This is a genomic window from Halomicronema sp. CCY15110 (assembly GCF_016888165.1).
Lineage (GTDB): Bacteria > Cyanobacteriota > Cyanobacteriia > Phormidesmidales > Phormidesmidaceae > Halomicronema.
The window spans coordinates 41937-62315 of record NZ_JACSWC010000433.1 but is presented as its reverse complement, the minus strand read 5'-3'; the positions used below and the strand labels follow the sequence as shown (position 1 = coordinate 62315).

At 56.1% G+C, this 20379-nt stretch carries 18 protein-coding genes; 11 read left to right on the top strand and 7 right to left on the bottom strand.

The genetic code is table 11. The features are described 5' to 3' along the window. Positions 1 to 19 precede the first annotated feature (19 nt). Positions 20 to 1156: a pentapeptide repeat-containing protein gene (locus JUK32_RS25085; protein WP_204141611.1), complete on the bottom strand. Its 1137-nt coding sequence runs from the start codon at positions 1154 to 1156 to the stop codon at positions 20 to 22. A 142-nt stretch (positions 1157 to 1298) separates the two neighbouring features. Between JUK32_RS25085 and JUK32_RS25080 the strand changes: the two genes are divergently transcribed. The 4 genes from JUK32_RS25080 to JUK32_RS25065 all read left to right on the top strand — a co-directional run bounded on the left by JUK32_RS25080 (position 1299) and on the right by JUK32_RS25065 (position 7333). Next, positions 1299 to 5294 carry a hydantoinase B/oxoprolinase family protein gene (locus JUK32_RS25080; RefSeq protein ID WP_204141610.1) on the top strand — a complete coding sequence of 1332 codons (3996 nt, stop codon included), beginning with the start codon at positions 1299 to 1301 and terminating at the stop codon, positions 5292 to 5294. Between the two features lie 51 nt (positions 5295 to 5345). After that, positions 5346 to 5582: a DUF4160 domain-containing protein gene (locus tag JUK32_RS25075; RefSeq protein WP_204141609.1), complete on the top strand. Its 237-nt coding sequence runs from the start codon at positions 5346 to 5348 to the stop codon at positions 5580 to 5582. Next, positions 5563 to 5865: a DUF2442 domain-containing protein gene (locus JUK32_RS25070; protein WP_204141608.1), complete on the top strand. Its 303-nt coding sequence runs from the start codon at positions 5563 to 5565 to the stop codon at positions 5863 to 5865. Before JUK32_RS25075 ends, JUK32_RS25070 begins: the two co-directional genes overlap by 20 nt. Before the next feature lie 73 nt (positions 5866 to 5938). After that, positions 5939 to 7333 (top strand): pentapeptide repeat-containing protein, encoded by a 1395-nt coding sequence (locus tag JUK32_RS25065; RefSeq protein ID WP_204141607.1) that lies wholly within the window; start codon positions 5939 to 5941, stop codon positions 7331 to 7333. Between the two features lie 54 nt (positions 7334 to 7387). Here the strand turns inward: JUK32_RS25065 and JUK32_RS25060 are convergent, their stop codons facing one another. Then, on the bottom strand, positions 7388 to 8815 hold the full coding sequence (locus JUK32_RS25060; protein ID WP_239113061.1) for an MFS transporter: 1428 nt from the start codon (positions 8813 to 8815) through the stop codon (positions 7388 to 7390). Between the two features lies 1 nt (position 8816). Between JUK32_RS25060 and JUK32_RS25055 the strand changes: the two genes are divergently transcribed. Both JUK32_RS25055 and JUK32_RS25050 read left to right on the top strand, forming a co-directional pair. Further along, positions 8817 to 9029 (top strand): hypothetical protein, encoded by a 213-nt coding sequence (locus JUK32_RS25055; RefSeq protein WP_204141606.1) that lies wholly within the window; start codon positions 8817 to 8819, stop codon positions 9027 to 9029. A 150-nt stretch (positions 9030 to 9179) separates the two neighbouring features. Further along, positions 9180 to 10154 carry a carbohydrate kinase gene (locus JUK32_RS25050; RefSeq protein ID WP_204141605.1) on the top strand — a complete coding sequence of 325 codons (975 nt, stop codon included), beginning with the start codon at positions 9180 to 9182 and terminating at the stop codon, positions 10152 to 10154. A gap of 209 nt (positions 10155 to 10363) precedes the next feature. Here the strand turns inward: JUK32_RS25050 and JUK32_RS25045 are convergent, their stop codons facing one another. The 5 genes from JUK32_RS25045 to xseA form a co-directional block, all read right to left on the bottom strand. After that, entirely contained in the window at positions 10364 to 10762 is a 399-nt protein-coding gene (locus tag JUK32_RS25045; protein ID WP_204141604.1) for a hypothetical protein, read from the bottom strand. Positions 10763 to 10873: 111 nt separating this feature from the next. Then, positions 10874 to 11722 carry a GDSL-type esterase/lipase family protein gene (locus tag JUK32_RS25040; protein ID WP_239113085.1) on the bottom strand — a complete coding sequence of 283 codons (849 nt, stop codon included), beginning with the start codon at positions 11720 to 11722 and terminating at the stop codon, positions 10874 to 10876. A 108-nt stretch (positions 11723 to 11830) separates the two neighbouring features. Continuing rightward, positions 11831 to 12922 (bottom strand): redox-regulated ATPase YchF, encoded by a 1092-nt coding sequence (gene ychF, locus JUK32_RS25035; protein WP_204141603.1) that lies wholly within the window; start codon positions 12920 to 12922, stop codon positions 11831 to 11833. Positions 12923 to 13061: 139 nt separating this feature from the next. After that, entirely contained in the window at positions 13062 to 13283 is a 222-nt protein-coding gene (gene xseB, locus JUK32_RS25030) for an exodeoxyribonuclease VII small subunit (protein ID WP_204141602.1), read from the bottom strand. A 109-nt stretch (positions 13284 to 13392) separates the two neighbouring features. Continuing rightward, a complete protein-coding gene (gene xseA / locus JUK32_RS25025) occupies positions 13393 to 14619 on the bottom strand; it encodes an exodeoxyribonuclease VII large subunit (RefSeq protein ID WP_204141601.1) in 1227 nt (408 codons plus the stop codon). A 159-nt stretch (positions 14620 to 14778) separates the two neighbouring features. On the opposite strand from xseA, the gene recA reads away from it, so the two are divergent. The 5 genes from recA to glsA all read left to right on the top strand — a co-directional run bounded on the left by recA (position 14779) and on the right by glsA (position 20367). Continuing rightward, the gene (gene recA, locus JUK32_RS25020) at positions 14779 to 15837 is read left to right on the top strand and encodes a recombinase RecA (RefSeq protein ID WP_204141600.1); all 1059 of its coding nucleotides are present in this window, start codon (positions 14779 to 14781) and stop codon (positions 15835 to 15837) included. 303 nt (positions 15838 to 16140) lie between these two features. Next, positions 16141 to 16827, top strand: coding sequence for a magnesium protoporphyrin IX methyltransferase (gene bchM / locus JUK32_RS25015; protein ID WP_204141599.1), 687 nt, complete (start codon positions 16141 to 16143; stop codon positions 16825 to 16827). A gap of 87 nt (positions 16828 to 16914) precedes the next feature. After that, positions 16915 to 18726 (top strand): gamma-glutamyltransferase, encoded by a 1812-nt coding sequence (gene ggt, locus JUK32_RS25010; RefSeq protein ID WP_309224635.1) that lies wholly within the window; start codon positions 16915 to 16917, stop codon positions 18724 to 18726. A 126-nt stretch (positions 18727 to 18852) separates the two neighbouring features. Next, entirely contained in the window at positions 18853 to 18996 is a 144-nt protein-coding gene (locus JUK32_RS25005; protein WP_204141598.1) for a high light inducible protein, read from the top strand. 315 nt (positions 18997 to 19311) lie between these two features. Next, complete coding sequence (glsA, locus tag JUK32_RS25000; RefSeq protein ID WP_239113059.1) at positions 19312 to 20367, top strand: glutaminase A; 1056 nt, start codon at positions 19312 to 19314, stop codon at positions 20365 to 20367. The last annotated feature ends 12 nt before the right edge of the window (positions 20368 to 20379 follow it).

Here is a 20379-nt window from a genome sequence, read left to right as displayed (position 1 = left end):
CTCTAGCTTCAACAATCTTCTATGAAAAATCTTCAGGCAATATTGCATTTGAAAGGTCTGCGTCTGTCAAGTCTGCATCATCGAGCTTTGCATATAACAGATTGGCTTCTCTTAAGTTGGCACCTCTCAGAATTGAGCCTCTAAAGTCAGCATCAGTCAAGTCACTTTGACTCAAATTCGCCATTGTCAGGTCAGCTTTCGTAAAGTAGCTGCCAGTTAAGTCCGCGCCGTTCAAAAAAGCATTTCTCAGACATGCATTAGTGAAGCCGCAGCACTTTATAACAGCTTGACTAAGAATTGCACCTTCTAAGTTTGTCTGATTCATTTCAGTTCCAAAGAAATAAGATTTCCGGAGAACTGCACCTTGAAAGTTAGCTCTATTAAGCTTGCAATATATCAATTTGGCATCACTTAAATCTGCCCAAATAAAATCTGTGTCGCATAGCCATGAATCTCTGATCGTTTTTCCTTTGAGATTAGTGAAAGACAAATTTATACCTGTCAAACTAATGGTATTGGATAAATCGATTTGACTGAAATCAAATTCTCGTAATGGAAGTTTTGTTCTTTTAAGAAGCTCTACATCAAGTAGAAATCTAAAAACTGCATTCTGCCGGGCAGGGTCATTGCTAAATTGTCGCAAAATGGAAAGCGTTCTAGCTTTGATGACATCAATGCTTGTATACAAAGTAACCCTGTCAGCTTCGGTAAGCATTTCCTCGCCTTGAGGATCATTGGCAATAAAAGCTAAGTGAAAGATATTCGCTTCCAAAAGCAACTTCGAGATTCGGTCAATATAAACCTGAAGAGCTTCTTCTCTTGCTTCAGCATCCTCTTTCCTTTGCCGAATAGCTGTATCTTCTTTCGCTTTTTGTTGCTGCCACCACTGTAGGTATGTACCTAAGCCAAGCAATGACAAGGGAACCCCTAGAAGTTCTAACCATTCCCAGGCAGACTTATTCCAGAATACACATTGATCAATGTCTGTAGAAAACAGACATTGTCGTACGCCTTCTGAAAAAGGAATGCTGATGGCTGTAGCTATGACTAAACCTAAACCAACTCCTATCAGGAGTTTTTGCCATCGCTTAAAATTACCCCATGACTTGTGGATATCCCTAAACATAATCTTTAGCTTGTTGGGGTTTTTCTTCATAGACAGCAATTAGTAATTCGCTCACCACAGTACACGCTAATTACGCTTGTTCTCCCTTCGCTAAATTATAATTCGCCCCGGCTTCCCGGAAATTGACCAATAATGATCACACTGACGGTATTGGATTCTGGGGTTCGGAGATATGGCACGGTGGCAATTTTGGGTCGATCGCGGTGGCACCTTTACCGATATCGTGGCGCGGCGACCGGATAGGCAACTCGTCGTCCACAAGCTGCTGTCAGAGAACCCCGATCGCTACCCCGACGCCCCCCTCCAGGGCATCCGCGACCTGATGGGCCTGGCGACGGACGATCCCATTCCCGCTGAAGACATTGCCGCGCTGAAAATGGGCACCACCGTCGCCACCAATGCCCTGTTGGAACGCAAAGGCGATCGCACCCTCCTCGTCATCACCGACGGCTTTCAAGATGCCCTCCGCATTGGCTACCAAAACCGCCCCGACATCTTCGCCCGCCACATCGAACTGCCCGAAATGCTCTACGAGCGCGTCATCGGCGTCCCCGAACGCATCGATGCCCACGGCGAAATTCTGCAACCCCTCACCCCCCAAGCCGAACCAGTCCTCACCCAGCAACTTCAACAAGCCTACGACGACGGCATCCGCGCCTGCGCGATCGTCCTCATGCACGGCTACCGCTACCCCACCCACGAACAGCGTGTGGCTGAACTCGCCCGCCAAGTCGGCTTCCCCCAAATCTCCGTCTCCCACACCGTCAGCCCCCTGATGAAACTCATCAGCCGAGGCGACACCACCGTCGTCGATGCTTACCTCTCCCCCATCCTGCGCCGCTACGTCGATCGCATCGCCAGTGCGTTAACTCAAAACTCAAAACTCAAAACTCAAAACTCTCCTTCACCCAGCCACCCAACTACCCCACCACCCCACCACTCCTCCACTCCACCAACCTCACCCACCCCACCCACCCCATCACTCCCCCACTCCCCCACCCGCCTCATGTTCATGCAGTCCAACGGCGGCCTCACCGACGCGGCGCTGTTCCAGGGCAAGGACAGCATTCTCTCCGGGCCGGCGGGGGGCATTGTTGGCGCAGTGCAAACCAGCCTGCGAGCGGGATTTCACAACATCATCGGCTTCGATATGGGCGGCACGTCCACCGATGTCTCCCACTTCAACGGCGAGTACGAGCGCACCTTTGAAACCGAAGTCGCCGGGGTGCGGCTGCGATCGCCAATGATGGCAATTCACACCGTCGCGGCAGGGGGCGGTTCGGTGCTGCACTTTGACGGCAGTCGCTATCGGGTGGGGCCAGATTCCGCTGGGGCGTATCCGGGGCCAGCCTGCTACCGCAACGGCGGACCGCTGGCAGTGACCGACTGCAACGTGATGCTGGGTAAGCTGCAACCGGACTTTTTTCCCCAGGTGTTTGGGCCGAATGGGGATTTACCCCTGGATGCCGAGGGGGTGAAAGCGCAGTTCACGGCACTGGCCGATCGCATTCACCAGGCCACCGGGGACAAGCGATCGGCCGCCGCCGTCGCCGCCGGATTTCTCGCGATCGCCGTCGAAAAAATGGCCAACGCTATCAAGAAAATCTCGGTGCAGCGGGGCTACGACGTGGCGGAGTACACCCTCTGCTGCTTCGGCGGCGCGGGGGGGCAACACGCTTGCCAAATCGCCGCCGCCCTGGGCATGAGCGAAATTTTCATCCATCCTTACGCCGGGGTGCTGTCGGCCTACGGCATGGGACTAGCGGACATTCGCGCCCTGCGAGAGCGATCGCTGGAACTCCCCCTCCAGCCCGCCACCCTCACCGAACTCGAAACCGTCCTCACCGAACTCGCCCGGTCGGGATTGGAAGAACTGGCGCAGCAAGGCATCCCCGTCGATGGTGACGCCGCCCCCCTCGCTGCCCAGGATGGTGTGGAAGTATTGCCCCGCGTTCATCTGAAATATGTGGGCACCGATGCGCCGCTGATCGTCCCCTACGGCACCCAGCCCAAAATGGCGACCGCCTTTGCCGACCTGCACCGCCAGCGCTACGGCTTCGCCCAGCCCGACAAAGCCCTGATTGTGGACAGCGTTTCCGTCGAGGTCGTGGGCCAAACCGACGTACCCGCCGAACCCCGCCTCACCCGTCAGCGAGCAACCCCGCTCCTACCCAAAGCGACCGTGCCGGTTTACCTGGGCGATCGCTGGCACGACACCCCCATCTACCACCGCGACGACCTCTGCCCCGGCGACACCCTGCCCGGCCCCGCCCTCATCATCGAAGCCACCGGCACCAACGCGATCGCCCCCCACTGGCACGCCACCCTCACCGACCTGGGCGCACTGGTTTTGCGGCATCGTCCTCCTGTGAATCCCGACGTAGGGGCGAGGCATTCGGGCCAAAATATATCGGAAAAACCATCTCGTGATCTCCCGAATGCCTCGCCCCTACAAGACCCATCCACCCAGCCACCCAGCCACCCAACCACCCAACCACCCTCACACTCCCCCACCCCCGACCCCGTCCGTCTCGAAATCTTCAACAACCTCTTCCGCGCGATCGCCGAAGAAATGGGCGTCACCCTGCAAAACACCAGCACCTCCGTCAACATCAAAGAACGGCTAGATTTCTCCTGCGCCATCTTTGACGCCGACGGCCAGCTCGTCGCCAACGCCCCCCACATTCCCGTTCATCTGGGTTCCATGGGAGAAAGCGTCCAGAGCCTCATCCGCGCCCAAGGCCATACCCTCCGCCCCGGCGATGTCTACGCCCTCAATAACCCCTACAACGGCGGCACCCATTTGCCCGACGTCACCGTCATCACCCCCGTCTTTCTCAAGGCAGAAGGCAGAAGGCAGAAGGCAGAAGACCCCTCACCCATCCCACCGACCCCATCCACTTCACCCACCCCACCCTCCTCATCTACCCCATCACCCCATCCCCCAGCCACCCAGCCACTCCCCCACCCTCCCACTCCCCACTTCTACGTCGCCTCGCGCGGCCACCACGCCGACATCGGCGGCATCACCCCCGGCTCCATGCCCCCCCAAAGCCGCACCCTGGCAGAAGAAGGCGTGCTCATCGACAACTTTCTGCTCGTCGATCGCGGCGAATTTCGAGAGTCTGAAGTGCGATCGCTGCTCACCCATGCGCCCTATCCAGCCCGCAATGTGGATCAAAACATCGCGGATTTACAGGCCCAAATCGCCGCCAACGTGAAAGGAGTCGAGGAACTGCGCCGCATGACCGAACACCAGGGACTCGACACCGTGCAAGCCTACATGGGCCATGTGCAGAACAACGCCGAAGACTGTGTACGGCGGGTGATCGATCGCCTCTCCCCCGGTTCATTCACCTATCCGCTGGATGATGGCAGCCAGATTCAAGTCAAGATCACCATCGATGCGGCAAACCGTAGCGCCACCATTGATTTCACGGGCACTTCAGAACAGCGATCGAGCAACTTCAACGCGCCAGCAGCGGTGGGCAAAGCGGCGGTACTGTACGTCTTTCGCACACTGGTAGACGACGACATTCCGCTGAATGCAGGCTGTCTGAAACCGCTCCACATCATTATTCCTGACGGCTCTTTGCTGAACCCGCAGCCCCCAGCGGCGGTGGTAGCGGGCAATGTGGAGGTGTCGCAGGCGATCGTCGATGCGCTGTATGGCGCACTGGGCGTCATGGCCGGTTCCCAGGGCACGATGAATAATCTGACCTTTGGCAATGCCCGCTACCAGTATTACGAAACCATCTGCGGCGGTTCGGGGGCTGGCCCCGACTTCGATGGCACCGACGCCGTGCATACCCACATGACCAACTCTCGCCTGACCGATCCCGAAGTGCTGGAGTGGCGCTATCCCGTGCTGGTCGATCGCTTCGAGATTCGCCAGGGCAGCGGCGGCACTGGTCAGCACCGAGGCGGTCACGGTATTCGCCGCAGTCTGCAATTCCGGGAACCGATGACTGCATCCATTCTTTCCAGTCACCGCACCGTCGCCCCCTTCGGTCTGGCCGGTGGTGAACCGGGCACAGTCGGGTGCAATCGCCTGGTCAAAGCTGACGGCTCCGAAATACTGCTCGCCGGACAAGATCAGGTCGAGGTTGTCAGTGGAGACTGCCTCATCATCGAAACCCCTGGTGGCGGCGGCTACGGGTTAGCTTGACAGTTAAGGTTGGATAGGCCAAAGTTCTGGTTATTAAAAGGCTTGATCACCATGCCGACTTTGCTCAGGGTTGGCCCCTACCGATTCTTTTGTTATGCGGGCGATCGCGATGAACCTCCTCATGTTCACGTTGAACGCGACAATGGATTAGCAAAGTTTTGGCTGAATCCGATTCGCTTACAATCCAACAAAGGCTTTGCTGCGATCGAAATCAACCGCATTCAAAAACTCATTGCAGACCATCAACAGCAACTATTGGAGGCTTGGGATGACTTCTTCAACGGTTGAGGTGCTAAACATTCCTCAAATTTTAGAAGTTACGGTTTCAGAGGAATTTCTCACCGTCACGCTTTCCGATGGGCGCATCATCTCAGTGCCTGTAGCGTGGTACCCCCGATTAATGCAGGGCACGATCGCTGAACGCAATCATTGGCGACTCATCGCGGGTCAAGAAGGAATCCACTGGCCCGATTTGGATGAAGACATCAGCCTCAAAAACATTCTGTTAGGTCAACCCTCCGGAGAAAGCCAACAGTCTTTGCAAACATGGCTCAACCGTCGGCAACAGTAGCATCAAGCTGAATATCGGGCTAATTTATTAGACGAATGGTTTGTTGTGAGATAAGCAGACAGGCTTTACAGCAATGGCAAATGAGGAACAGGTCGCATTGCTGAAACAAGGCAGTCGAGTTTGGAACGATTGGAGGGACAAAAGTCCTACCCAAGTTATTCTAAGTGCAGCAAATTTTGCCTATGCAAATCTTAGCAATGCAAATCTTAGCTTTTCTTACTTAAACTTAGTTAAACTCAATTTTGCTAATCTCAACCAAGCTAATCTAATTTTTTCCGATATTGGTGGTGCCAATCTCAATGGTGCCAGTCTTATTGGTGCCAATTTGAGTAACACTAATCTCTGCTTAGCAGATCTAAGAAATACAGACCTTACTCAAGCCGATCTCAGTTATGCAAATCTTAGTGGTGCTCGACTCAGTGGTACTGACTTAAGCAATGCTAATCTCAGCTACGCGAATTTAAGTGACGCCAAACTTAGTAACGCTAATCTCAGTAATGCAAATATGGCTGGAGCTCAAATTCTAAGGACTGACTTTAAACACACTATCCTTACTGAAACTTGTATTGGAGATTGGCAACTTGGCAGTTCTACGATTTTTGAAGGAGTTGAGTGTGACTACATTTATCGAACCTATGATACTCAGGGAAAGGAATTGACTGGACGACTACCGGTTGATCCTAGTAGCAGCTTTGCTCCTGGTGAATTTGAGAAATGGATAGAGGTGAGGAAAGGAGCGCTCGATACCATTGACATCACTTTCACCGATGGCATCAACTGGCAGGAATTCTTTCATTCACTGCAAAGAGTTCGACAACGACATCCAGAAGCCCATATCGCAATGAGATCGGTCGAGGAGCGTAACGGTGTTTTTGTCGTTCGCTTTGGAGTTGCAAGTGAATATACAGGCGATGCTCGACAACAATTAAATGCTGATGTTGAGTCCCAGTTGAAGTTGCAGCTTGCAGAAGCGCGGGGTCAAATCAAAGAACTGAGAGATTCAAAAGATTCGCTTGAAAACTTACTGAAGGAAGCAATCATGTCTCCTAAATACAGAATTGAACAATTAGGAAATCTAGCCGATGTCAATCACGGCAACATGACGGCGACGATTCACAACCACTATGGTCAAGACGCCGACACGATTCTCCAAAAACTGGAAGCTTTGCGTGAGTATGCGAAGTCATTTCCAGAGGAGGAAAAGGAAGCCGTCCAAGTACACGTGGAAGGTTTGGGACAGGATCTTCAGCAGTTCCAGAAACCCAGTACTGCACGGTCAAAAACTCGATTGGCAGGTTTATTAGGGGTTGCGATCGCCCTCGGCACCCACATTGCCACTGCCACCGACTTTGCTAACAACGTCCTCGAACTGGCGGACAAGCTCGCTGTTCCGACTGACGCCTTGCAGCCTCAGCTTCAGCAGCTCAAGGAGATCCATCCGGAGTTTGAGTGGCAGCCGTTTGAGTAATTAATTCTGTGCGGATGGTTCAGAAACAAGTCGGCGTTCTTGATGGTTGTGATATCACATTTGCGGATTACGTGACGGCAGCAGCAGACCAACCACCAGCAGCGGCAACAGGGCACAGAGATAGAGACCGAGACGATAGCTGCCAAAAATGTCGTTGCATAGGGCGAGAAAGGATGGCCCGATCGCGCTGGCAATCACCAACGTCATCATGTTGACCCCCGCGATCGCCCCCAGATGTCGTCGCCCAAAATAACGCGGCATGGTCACGGTGGACAACGTGCCAAAACAGCCCCCCGTGAAGCCCAGGCCCGCGATCGCTAGCACCCGCCACGGCAAACTGTCGAGGTGAGCCATGCCCAGCAACCCCAGCGCTTCGCATACCATCATGGCGATAAACAGATATTTCAAACGCAGGCGATCGGACAGGATGCCGACAAGATAACCCGTCGCGGTAGAGAGAATACCGATGGGCAAAAACAGCGCCACCGTCTGCTTTTGCGATAGTCCCGCCGCCGCCCCAATATCGACAATGTGAAAGGTAATGCCCGTAATCGTCAGGGCTTGAGTCGCCAGCGCCAGCGTCACCGACCAAAAGGCCAGGGTGCGGAGCGCTTCCCGGCGGGTAAAATCGCGGGGGGTGACATAGTGACGTTGAACCGGGAGCGGAGCACCGGCGGCGAGTGGCTCATCGGTAGAGCGGCGCGATCGCGCCATCGGCACTGGCGGCACAGCGTCACCATCCATCACCAGACCGCACTCCTCAGGGTTGTCGCGAAACAGCAGCCAGCCGATCGCCCCCATGCCCACCCCCACAAGCGCCGCCAACGTTAACCATGCCCCCCGCCAGCCAAACCCATCAATAAAAAAGCTCAGCAGCAGCGGCGCAGTGGAAAAGCCAAAGGCCACAAAAATCCCCGAAGTTCCTGACGCCATGCCCCGCCGCCGATCAAACCACTTGCCCAAGGTGGTGCGGCTGACCATCGTCAACATCCCCTGACCGCTAAACCGCAGACTCACAAAGCCCAGGCACAGCAGCCCAAACGCTAACGGCTGCGAAGAGTCCAGGGAGAAGAACGTGCTGAGGGTTTGCGCGAGGCGATCGCTCACACTCAAAAACACCAGCGTCAACGCCAGCCATAGAGATGCGGCAACCACCACCAGTCGCGCCCCAAAGCGATCGATAAACACCCCGCCAAAGGGCAACAGCAGCCCACTCGTCAGGGTGCCGATCAAATAAGCGTTGCTCAGGGCCAACCGCGACAGCCCCGTCGCCGCCAGCAGATAATCGGTAAAGACGCTCACCCCCGCCGTCTGACCGGGAATGCTCATGAGAATGCCAACGGTCGCCGCGCCTAAAATCACCCAGCCGTAAAACACCGGCATTCGCTTCGGGGCAAACGGAAAGTCCGGGGTCAACCAACGGGTGTGGTTCAGACGGTGCAGTGACTCCGCCAGCGGTTTTGTAAACGGTAGGGTCGGCAAGATGGCTTCTCAATGGGCGAACGGCGATCGCCTTTTTCCTTCCAGGCAAAAAGACGCTGGTGAAAGTCTGACACGCTTTTTTCCGACTGACGAGCACCCCAGCGATCGCCGGACTCGGTCGGGGGGCCATGAGGGAGCGATCGCGCCTGGACTCAGTTTGATTCCGGTACAGTATGTGCGCCACTGGTTTACCCAGGGTGGTTACAGTGCTTGACCAACCTGCAAACCGCGATCGTAACCGTCCCAGAGACTATGCTGGCTGAGCGAAGTCGAAGCCAAAACCTAACCAGAATGTCCCCTTCGACTCCGCTCAGGGGACGGTTACCCGCGATCAAAGTTACATGCCAAAGTTGAGGAGTCAACCATGCCAGAAACCATCATTTGCCTGGGAGAATGCCTGGTCGATCGCCTCTTTGAGATGGGCCAAAATTCCCACAATGCTCATGACCAGTGGACGGATTATCCCGGTGGGGCACCCGCTAACGTCGCCAGTGCGATCGCGAAACTCGGCACTCCGACCCGGCTGGTGAGCAGCTTAGGGCAAGACGACCTCGGAGACTGGCTAGTTCAGGGGGTGGCAGCCCAAGGCGTTCACTGCCAGATACAGCGCGTCGCCACGGCTCCGACTCGGATCGTCTTAGTCGAGCGGGATGAAACCGGCGATCGCCGCTTCGTGGGCTTCAGCCATCCAGATCCCGCCGCCTTCGCCGATGCCTACCTCACGGCTGAATGGATTGACACCATCAAGTTTACCGGGGTGAATTATCTGGTAATGGGCACGCTGGGGCTGGCTTATCCCACCACGGCCAGAGCCATGGAACGAGCGCGGCATCATGCCCAACAGGCCGGGGCCAAAATCGTGATTGATGTGAACTGGCGTCCGGTGTTCTGGCCCGACACCGCGATCGCCGCTGAAACCATCCGCGCGGTTTTGCCGACCGCTGACTTGCTCAAGCTCTCCCTGGAAGAAGCTCAGTGGCTGCTCGATACCGACTCTGCCGCTGCCATATGCCAGCAGTTCCCTAACCTGCAAGCGGTGCTGCTCACCGATGGCGGCAACGGCAGCACCTGCGCCACCCACCAGCATCAGGTTTCGCTACCGGCCTTTGCGGTGGCCAACGTCGATACGACCGGGGCTGGCGATGCCTTTTTGGCGGGCTGCTTACATCAGCTTTGTCAGCAAGGGTGGAGCAGCTGGCAAACACCTGACCAGATTGAGGCCATCCTGCGGTACGCCAGTGCAGTCGGAGCGCTGACGACACTGCAACCAGGAGCGATCGCGGCCCAACCCACCCCCGAGGCAGTCAATCAGTTCTTAGCCTCCCATGTCCTGACTTAAACAGCCTGCGCAAACAGCCTGCGCCGCTTCGGGATTTTATGTCATCCTGATCCCCCCGCTAAGAGGCTTGTGCGCAAAAGAGATCCCCATAAACCGCGTTTCGACTCCGCTCAACTCTCGATACTGGCAGGGTGAGCGCAGTCGAAACCGGATTAAACGGGTACTCTATTTAGCTACGGCTCCCTAACTTTTCGGGGTCTATGCGCGAACTATTGGGATTGCACGATCGCGACTCGTCCGTAGCGGGAATCAATCTCAATTCCCCAAATATTGAGTTGGCTGGAGCCGAGGGCATATGCTGCCGATTCGCCCGGACTGAGGGTGAGACAAGTGTCAAACATCGCTTTGCGGTGTTCCAGGGGCAGAAAATTCGTTTCGCCCAAGCTGAGAGCCGCTTCATTTTGAAAGGAAAGGCGACCTTCGTGGTTGAGAATGCCAGCGGGGGTGGGGCAATGGTCACAAAAGCTGACGGCGAGAAACCAGCGGGCATCGGCGAAGCGATCGAACACGCGCTCGGGACGGGGGTGCTGCAAGACGCGATAGCCACCCTCAACCGACAAAATCGTGCCGCCCAAAAATCCACAAACCATATTGGTGTTGGGACTCATTGCTGCCCTCCGGGGTCTACGGGTAGTCGCAGTATAGCGGTGATGGCCTGGGCTGGTGGCAATTATCAGTAGCTGCGTCCTGGGCGCGATCGCGCGCGCTAGCCAGCCGCATTAGCGATCGCGCTCATCGTTCAACATCAGGGCGATCGCCGTGCGCCAGACGAGATATCCGCGATCGCTTAAATGCAGACCGTCAGTGGTCAAGTCGGGCCGCAGCGCTCCCTCACCGTCGGCAAACAGTGGGTAAAGATTGAGATATTCAACCCCTTCAGCGTCAGCCATGTTGGCGATCGCCGTGTTGACGGCTTGAATGCGATCGTTCGGTAACTGTAAGAGCTGATCACGACCCTCCCAAGTCGCTCGCTCCGCCCCGTGGGGCAAGATTGATTGCACAATAATGCGGGCCTCTGGGTGCTGCTGCTTCAGATACTGCACCGACTGTTCCAAATTTTGCGCGACTGATTTTTCCGGCACCTGGGCGATCAAATCATTAATGCCCACCATGACAAAAATCGTGTCTGGTTGGGTGCCATCGAGGGCATCCAAGCGACGCAACAACATGTCCGATTTTTCGCCCGAAATGCCCTGATTAAGCCAGGTGCGACGACCCGGCAGCAGCTCTTGGGGAAACCAGAGAGAAATCGAATCCCCCAGCAACACCGTTAAGCGAGAGGCATCAGCATGGGCTTGGGCTTCCTGACGCACCAGATCAACCCATTGTTGATAGGTGAAATATTCGCGATCGCCCACCGCAGTGACCAATCCGTTCGTGGCCTCTGGGGCCGCTTCGGTCGCCACTGAGGCATTCGCCTGGGGCAGCACAGAAGATTTTGGCGTGGGCACTTTGGCAGTGCGATCGCCTTCCCAAGTCAGTGACACGGCCATCAAGAGCAGGCAGTTCATCGCCAGCGAGAGCAGCGCCCAATAGGGAGCTTTTTCTAGTCTTTCCAGCACTTTCATGAACACGGCGTCGTGGAGAATGGGTCAAATTGTATCAAGCCCATTCCCGACTGTGCTGTATTCACCAACAATTCCTCAGATTTTCGGCTGGCCACCGGGTCATCCCATTTACACGTTGAAACGGAACAGCATCACGTCCCCTTCTTGCACAACGTAGTCTTTGCCTTCACTACGCAGTTGGCCCTTTTCTTTGACCCCATTCATCGAACCGGCATCCACTAAATCTTGATAGGAAACCGTTTCCGCCCGGATGAACCCACGCTCAAAGTCGGTATGAATCACGCCCGCAGCTTGCGGTGCCGACATCCCCCCGAGAATTGTCCATGCCCGCGTTTCCTTGGGGCCAGTGGTGAAGTAGGTTTGTAGACCGAGAAGTTCATACGTCGCCCGGATCAGGGATTGCAGCCCGCCTTCTTCCACGCCAAGAGATTCTAGAAAATCCGCGCGGTCTTCTGGCGGCAGTTCGACCAGCTCGGATTCCACTTGGGCAGAAATGACGACCACTTCCGCCCCTTCATCAGCGGCGATCACTTTCACCTGTTCGACGTAGTCATTGCCCGTCGCCAAGTCATCTTCATTCACATTGGTGGCATAAATGACCGGCTTGCGGGTCAGCAGGCCCAGCGGTTTGATGATGAGCTCTTCTTCAGCGGTTAAGTCAACGGTGCGGGCGGTTTTACCCTCGTTCAACACGGGCAGCAGCCGGTCGAGCACATCGACTTCGGCCTGAATGTCTTTGTCTTTTTTGGCTTGTTTGCGGGCGCGGTCTAACCGCTTTTCGACCTGACTCAAATCAGACAGCGTCAGTTCTAGATTAATGATCTCGGCATCGCGGGCGGGATCAATCGAACCGGAGACGTGAATAATGTCGTCGTTTTGAAAGCAGCGAACCACGTGGACGATCGCATCCACCTCGCGAATATTGGCTAAAAATTGATTGCCCAGACCCTCACCTTTGCTGGCCCCTGCCACCAGACCGGCAATGTCCACAAACTCCACGCGAGCCGGAATAATCTCTGCCGATTCGGAAATTTTTGCCAGCACATCCAACCGGGGATCAGGCACCGCGACGACGCCGACGTTCGGCTCAATCGTGCAAAACGGAAAATTCGCCGCTTGGGCTTTGGCATTGGCGACCACTGCATTGAACAGGGTCGATTTTCCGACATTGGGCAGCCCGACAATTCCGGCTCTGAGCATAGCGATCGCACTAACGTTTCAAATAAACCTTTACCAGCATAGAGGATGTTTGCCAGGGACTCGCAGAATGCTCCCTCAGGAATTTCGCCGGGGCGCAGGGCCAGATTTCTACCTGGCTAACCTCCCCCACCCCTCACCCTCAGACGCCTTCATCCAGGGTTTCAATCAGGAGATCAACTTGTTCTTGTTTGGCCTGCAAAAAGTTTTCGCACTGGTGCAGCTGCTGCACGGCCAGCTCAAATTCTTCGAAGACCGCGGCCAGGGGCAATTCGCCTTGTTCGAGACGGGTCACAGTGGCTTCAATTTTGGCGACGGTCTCTTCATAAGACCAGTTTTTGGGCAATTTGACGGATTTTGTCATGGTGTTGATGGCATTGCAGGGTGATGTGGATGGGCGGGCCAGGGCGAGGCAGTTGAACCGCAACGGTGCCGCCTCAGTCCCACCAGATGATCATTCAAATGACTGGCCCCTAGGGCGATCGCTGTTTGACTTCGACGGTGAGTGAACCCTGGCCCAATTGCACCTGTAATTGCTGACCCACCGTGACTTGATCGGCCTGGCCGATCACGCGATCGCCCTCTGCCCGGACGACAGCATACCCCCGCTTGAGTACCGAGTCGGGATCAAGGGTTTGCACCGTCTGCGCCAAATATTGGCAATGTTGCTGGGCCGCTTGCAGCCGATGCTGAATCAGTTGCCGGAGCTGCTGCTTTTGCCAGGTCAGGCGTTGACGTTCCTGGGCCAATTGCCGATCAAGGTGGAGCTGCTCTAACCGCCGCCGCCAGTCGGCAACGTCTTCATAATGCATTTGCACCGCTGATTGCAGAGCACTGCTCACGGCTTGTCGTCGCGCTGCGTGGTCGGCCCACAGGCTCGTGATGTGCGGTACGGCACATTCGGCGGCGGCGGTTGGGGTATGGGCACACACATCGGCGGCCAGATCCGCCAGGGTTTCGTCGCGCTCATGGCCGATGCCCGTCACGACCGGCAGGGGACAGGTAGCGATCGCCCGCACCACCTGTTCATCATCAAAGGCATCCAAATCTTCCCGCGCGCCCCCGCCCCGCGCCACAATCAGCAGCTCCGCCTGGGTCGCTTGGCACACTCGTTCGATGGCTTGCGCAATCGACCGGGGCGCTTGAACCCCCTGCACAATCGCAGGCGACAACACCACCGACAGCCCCGGTTGCCGCTGCTGCAAGGTGCGCTGAATATCGCCCCAGGCGGCGGCTTGGGCCGAAGTCACAACGGCAAGGCGCTGGGGATAAGTCGGCAAGGGCCGTTTCAGCGCTTCATCAAATACCCCTTCGGCGGCGAGTCGCTCATAGAGCTGGCGGCGTTTCAGCGCTTGCAAGCCAGCCCCCGCAGGCAACAGTTGCAGCGTACTGAGCTGATACTGACCGCGAGCCGGATAAACGCGAATTTGGCCCAGCAATATTACCTGTTCGCCGGCGGCGGGCAGGGTTGTCAGTTTTTGGCGTTGCGATCGCCACACCACCGCTTGGATCGCAGCAGTCGCCTCAGGATCTTGCAGGGTAAAAAAGATGTGCCCCCCGCGATCGCTCGCGCTCGACACCTCACCCATGACCCAAACGCGGCTGAGTTGAGGGTCTTGCTCCAGCAGCGCTTGAATGTAGTCGGTAACGCCCGCCACGCTGAGGGCAGTATCAGGAACAGCAACAGGAATTCGTGACATTTCGCAAAAGGGTCGGCGCGGGTAGTCGGCAGGATCAGGCAATCAGCATAACGCTAGCATCTTAGTACATGCGTATGTATGATAGGAAGGATAAAAAATTCAGGTTTGTCGCTAGACTAGCGTTAACTTTGCTCAGCACTCTGCGACCTAAGGGACTGTATGGCTAAGACTACCACTGGCAATTCCGAGAAAGATAAAGCCCTAAGTATGGTGCTCAACCAGATTGAGCGCAATTTTGGTAAAGGCTCCATCATGAAGCTGGGCGACGCTAGCCGGATGCGAGTGGCGACGGTGCCCACCGGTGCGTTGACGCTAGATATGGCGCTGGGGGGCGGTCTGCCCAAGGGGCGCGTAGTCGAAATTTATGGCCCGGAAAGTTCCGGTAAAACAACCCTGGCGCTGCACGCGCTCGCCGAGGTGCAAAAACAAGGGGGCACTGCCGCTTTTGTCGACGCCGAACATGCCCTTGATCCGGTTTATGCCCGCGCTCTGGGGGTCGATATTGACGAGCTGCTGGTCTCGCAGCCGGACACCGGAGAGGCCGCCCTCGAAATTGTGGATCAACTGGTGCGATCGTCGGCGATCGATATTGTGGTGATAGACTCCGTCGCGGCCTTGGTGCCTCGGGCAGAAATCGAAGGGGAAATGGGCGATGCCCACGTCGGTTTGCAGGCGCGCTTGATGAGCCAAGCCCTGCGAAAAATCACCGGTAACATTGGCAAATCTGGCTGTACAGTCGTCTTTCTCAACCAGCTCCGGCTCAAAATCGGCGTCGTCTACGGCAACCCGGAAACCACGACGGGCGGTAATGCTCTGAAGTTCTATGCCTCGGTTCGGCTCGATATTCGTCGTATTCAAACCCTCAAAAAAGGTACAGAGGAGTACGGCATCCGCGCCAAGGTAAAAGTCGCCAAAAATAAGGTAGCGCCGCCGTTCCGCATCGCCGAGTTCGACGTCATTTTTGGGGAAGGGATTTCGAGTCTCGGCTGCATCGTCGACCTGGCCGAGAAGCACGACATTATCGTCCGCAAAGGCGCTTGGTATAGCTACAAAGGCGAGAACATTAGCCAGGGCCGTGACAATGCCATCAAACTCTTGAAAGAACAGCCTGAACTCGCGCTAGAAATCGAAAACAAGGTGAAGCAAACACTAGAGATTGGCGAGTTTGCGGAAGCTGCCACCAAGGAAAATCTTGACGACATGCCAGATGACGATTAGCGCCAGGTCTCATCATTGGGCGAGGGATCGGGGCGATCGCGCGACCCCCATCGGAGCCCCCGGTCGCTGCATGGGTGTGGCTGATGTTATGCAGCGGGATCGTCCATGCTAGTCGATGCGTATATACCCCTGTGCCATGTATCGGATCGTTAGTCAGGCTAGGAAAGTAAGCCTGGGCTCGTTGGAAAAGAGGGGTCATGGCCCCATGAAATCAGCTTCTAGCCTTTTCCTTTTTGGACGTAATATGGATGTCAGGAATCCTCCGTAACGCCCTACAAGAATTAGAAACTGCTTTTAACGATCATGACCAATGCTGTAGACGATAAATCCGTCGTTCGTGAATATTTCAACGCCACTGGTTTTGATCGGTGGCGGCGCATCTATGGCGATGGGAAAGTCAATAAAGTCCAGCGCGACATTCGTAAAGGCCACCAGCAAACGATCGACACGGTGATGGCTTGGTTAGAAGCCGACGGCAATTTAAAGGGATTATCAATTTGTGATGCGGGGTGCGGGGTTGGGAGTTTGAGCATTCCCCTGGCGCAGGCGGGTGCCGTCGTGACGGCCAGTGATATTTCTCAAAAAATGGTGGGCGAGGCCCATGAACGGGCGATCGCTACCCTGCTAGCGGGGCCGGTGCCGTCGTTTCAAGCGTCCGATTTAGAATCCCTCACGGGTAAGTATCACACCGTCATCTGTCTGGATGTGCTGATTCACTATCCCCAAGACAAAGCGGCGGCCATGATTGAACATTTGAGCTCCCTGGCCGAGTCGCGGGTCATTCTCAGCTTTGCGCCCAAAACCGCTTTTTACACTGCTTTGAAAAAGGTGGGCAGCTTTTTTCCCGGCCCGAGCAAAACCACCCGCGCCTATCTCCATGCCGAAAAAGATGTCGTTCAGGTGCTGGAGTCTCTAGGGTGGAAGATTGAGCGCAAAGCCATGAACAAGACTCAGTTTTACTTTTCTCGGCTCATTGAGGCCGTGCGGTAGCCCGATAGCGGCTTCGAGAACCCCGATCGCTGACTGAAGCCATGCCGTGCTGTACCGTTTGGACAGACGGCATGGTGAGGTGAGGAAGTGGCGAGACAAAGTTGGCAGCGCTGTTGGACGGTGGCGGTGGGGTTGCTCAGTGTTCTGGTGATCGGGCTGTGGTGGCCCAGCGCCGGGCGATCGCAGCCCTCTGCTCATGTCGCGATCGGCACTGGGGGCGCGGTGGCGAGTGTTGATCAGCGCGCCACCCAAATTGGTCTGGAAGTCTTGAGGTCGGGCGGCAATGCCGTGGATGCCGCAGTGACGACAGCAGCGGCTTTGGGCGTCACCGAGCCCTTTTCGGCGGGCATTGGCGGCGGGGGCTTTATGTTGATTTACCAGCCCGATCGCGACACCGTGATCACCCTCGATGGTCGCGAAGCGGCCCCCGCCGCCGTCACCCCCGAGTTGTTTCGCGACCCCGACAGCGCAACCGGCGAAAATTTGCCGTTTTTTCCCAACCGCATTTCCAGTGGTCTCGCCGTTGGCGTACCGGGCACACCGCTGAATTGGGCCACCGCATTGGCACGATACGGCACGCGATCGCTGGCAGCAAGTCTGCAACCGGCGATCGCCCTGGCTGAGTCAGGCTTTACCGTCGATGCGACCTTTGCCGAACAGGTCGAACGGAACCGCGATCGCTTCGCCGCTTTCACCAGCACCCGCGACTTGTACTTGCCAGGGGATGAACTGCCCGCCATCGGCAGCCGCTTTCGCAACCCGGATCTGGCGGCCACTTATCGCCGCCTGGCAACTGAAGGCGTTAACGATTTTTACCGAGGCGACCTTGCCCAGGCGATCGCCCACACCGTACAAGCGCCTCCCGTGACCGACAATCCTCCGTTTAAAGTTTGGCCGGGCACCTTAACCGAGGCCGACCTGGATCGTTACGAAGTCCGGGTGCGCCCCCCAGTGACCAGCACCTATCGCGGCTATCGGCTCTATGGCATGGGCTTACCCAGCAGCGGCGGCATCACCGTCGCCCAAACCCTAAAACTACTGGAAGGCTTTGACTTAGGGGCAATGGAACAAGCCGAGGCGCTGCACTGGCTCATCGAAGCGGAGCGCCTTGCCTTTAGCGATCGCAATGCCTACCTGGGCGATCCAGAATATGTCGATGTGCCCCTGGCGGGACTGCTCGACGACGCCTATCTCGCGCAGCGCCGGGGCGAACTGCCTTCAACCGCACCCGCTGATGAAGCCAACTATCGGGCGATCGCAGGCAACCCTTTGCCCTACCAGCGTGATCCAAGCCCAAGTCTTACCACCCAGCCCCCCGTCTCTCTTACCCAGGCTAATGAGGGACTCTCGACCACCCATCTCACCGTGGTTGACCGCAACGGCATGGCCGTTTCCTACACGCTCACTTTGGAATCGACGGGCGGCTCTGGCATGGTGGTGCCCGGTTACGGCTTTATTTTGAATAACGAATTGACCGACTTTGACCCCGAGGCCCCACACCCCAACGTGCCCGAACCCGGTAAGCGACCCCGCAGCAGCATGGCCCCGACGATCGCGCTGACCCCAGATGGGGGGCTATTGGCCTTTGGGTCGCCAGGCGGCTCCACGATCATCACCACCGTCTTGAATATCGCAGTGAATGTGATGGACTTTGGTTTGATTCTGGAGGAGGCGATCGCGGCCCCCCGGTTGTCGCAACGCAACAGCGGCGTCACCCTCGTTGATCAGGGGTTGGAGCGCACAGCGGTTGGCCAGGCTCTATTAGCCCAAGGTCATCAATTGACGCCCACCGACGAAATTGGGGCCGCCACCGGAATCTTTGTCAAGCCAGACGGGATTGCGATCGCCGTGGCCGAACCCGTCCGCCGGGGCGGTGGCAGCGCCCTAGCCCTGCCTTAACAGGCTTCTTAGACCCATCGAGATAAATATTGAAGAAATGTTGCAAATTCTCCAGAGAATAGTTACATTTGTAAACAAGAGATGATTCAAGTCTCCCGTCTCCTTGAAGCAACAGAGGTTTGTAACATGGCTGAAGAGCAAGGTAAGTTTGGTTTCACCGAGTTTGCAGAAAACTGGAATGGCCGTTTGGCAATGCTCGGATTCGTAATTGGCATTGCCACTGAAGTAATCACTGGCCAAGGCATTCTGTCTCAGCTGGGTCTGATGTAGTTTTTACAATTTTCTCTGGAGTCTGAGCTTTTTGGTCTTGGTAAAGTTTTGACTCTAAATCACTAGGAGGCATTGCCTCCCAGTCAGAGGTTCTGAGGGTAAGCTGGTTAGCTTGCCCTTTTTTATTGCTTCATAGCGTTTCTCAGCCTAGTAGAGTTTATATCTGGTTGCAGCGCACCGCGCGCGACCGTGAAGAGTCATTTTTAGATCGAGCGGGTCACCGTAATTTGTTGACTGAGGGGATGGTCTGCATAGCTGATCAATCTGGCTCGTCGCTAGCAAATCAGCCTGATATGGTGACAGCAGTGAAAGATTTTGCAGGCAACTTCATTGCGCAAAGGTGAAAATCACGTGGTGCCCCCCATTCAGTCTTTTTTGGAAACGCTGTACCAAGAATATCGGGATCTCAACGATGGCCAGGTGGCGAGCTACATTCCCGAACTAGCTAAAGCGGATGCCAACAAATTTGCCATCAGTGTAGTCACGCTGGATGGTCGCATGTTTCAAGTGGGCGACTTTCAGCAAGAGTTCACGATTCAATCCATTTCCAAAGTGTTCGTTTACGGCATGGCCATGGAAGATTGGGGTCGCGATCGCCTGCTAGAAAAAGTCGGAGTGGAACCCACCGGCGATCCCTTCAACTCCCACATCCGCCTGGACGAAACCTCCCATCGACCGGACAATCCCATGATCAATGCCGGGGCGATCGCCACCACCAGTTTGATCAAAGGCGACACCCCTACTGAGCGGCTCAATCGCCTGTTGGCCATGTTTGAGCGTTACGTCGGCAGAGATGTCTACGTCGATATTTCCACCTTCCTATCCGAGCGGGCCACGGGGCACCGCAACCGCGCCATGGCCCACCTCATGCTCAATTTCGGCATGTTGCACGGTGACATCGAAGAAGCCCTCGATCTGTACTTTCAGCAATGCGCCTTGCTCGTGACCTGCCAAGACTTGGCCACCATGGCGGCGGCGCTGGCAAACCAGGGGCAACATCCCATCACGGGAAAGCGAGTCTTACAGCCTGAGTACGTGCGCGATTTGCTCAGCGTCATGTACACCTGCGGCATGTATAACTTCGCGGGGGAATGGGCCTTTCGGGTGGGCATTCCGGCCAAGAGTGGCGTTTCTGGCGGCCTGATTGCCGTGGTGCCCAATCAAGCCGGTATTGCCGTGTTCTCACCACCGTTGGACGAACATGGCAACAGCGTGCGCGGTCTCAAGGTGTTTGAAGCCCTGTCGCAGGAATATGGCTTCCACATGTTTGATCTCTCGATGGGGCACTGTCGCTTTCGCCAAAGCTTAACCACTGACTCGGTGGAGTCCGCCCCTTGCCCGCCACACCCCGACCTGGCGAACCCGAGTTAGCGGGCAGCACCC

Excerpts from the sequence above, each read along its gene's own strand:
- xseB (WP_204141602.1), bottom strand. The coding sequence starts at position 13,283 with ATGACAAAATCCGTCAAATTGCCCAAAAACTGGTCTTATGAAGAGACC.
- JUK32_RS25055 (WP_204141606.1), top strand. The coding sequence starts at position 8,817 with ATGGCTTCTCAATGGGCGAACGGCGATCGCCTTTTTCCTTCCAGGCAA.
- xseA (WP_204141601.1), bottom strand. The coding sequence starts at position 14,619 with ATGTCACGAATTCCTGTTGCTGTTCCTGATACTGCCCTCAGCGTGGCG.
- JUK32_RS25080 (WP_204141610.1), top strand. The coding sequence starts at position 1,299 with ATGGCACGGTGGCAATTTTGGGTCGATCGCGGTGGCACCTTTACCGAT.
- recA (WP_204141600.1), top strand. The coding sequence starts at position 14,779 with ATGGCTAAGACTACCACTGGCAATTCCGAGAAAGATAAAGCCCTAAGT.
- JUK32_RS25075 (WP_204141609.1), top strand. The coding sequence starts at position 5,346 with ATGCCGACTTTGCTCAGGGTTGGCCCCTACCGATTCTTTTGTTATGCG.
- JUK32_RS25040 (WP_239113085.1), bottom strand. The coding sequence starts at position 11,722 with ATGAAAGTGCTGGAAAGACTAGAAAAAGCTCCCTATTGGGCGCTGCTC.
- JUK32_RS25070 (WP_204141608.1), top strand. The coding sequence starts at position 5,563 with ATGACTTCTTCAACGGTTGAGGTGCTAAACATTCCTCAAATTTTAGAA.
- ychF (WP_204141603.1), bottom strand. The coding sequence starts at position 12,922 with ATGCTCAGAGCCGGAATTGTCGGGCTGCCCAATGTCGGAAAATCGACC.
- JUK32_RS25050 (WP_204141605.1), top strand. The coding sequence starts at position 9,180 with ATGCCAGAAACCATCATTTGCCTGGGAGAATGCCTGGTCGATCGCCTC.
- JUK32_RS25065 (WP_204141607.1), top strand. The coding sequence starts at position 5,939 with ATGGCAAATGAGGAACAGGTCGCATTGCTGAAACAAGGCAGTCGAGTT.
- bchM (WP_204141599.1), top strand. The coding sequence starts at position 16,141 with ATGACCAATGCTGTAGACGATAAATCCGTCGTTCGTGAATATTTCAAC.
- JUK32_RS25005 (WP_204141598.1), top strand. The coding sequence starts at position 18,853 with ATGGCTGAAGAGCAAGGTAAGTTTGGTTTCACCGAGTTTGCAGAAAAC.
- JUK32_RS25085 (WP_204141611.1), bottom strand. The coding sequence starts at position 1,156 with ATGAAGAAAAACCCCAACAAGCTAAAGATTATGTTTAGGGATATCCAC.
- JUK32_RS25045 (WP_204141604.1), bottom strand. The coding sequence starts at position 10,762 with ATGAGTCCCAACACCAATATGGTTTGTGGATTTTTGGGCGGCACGATT.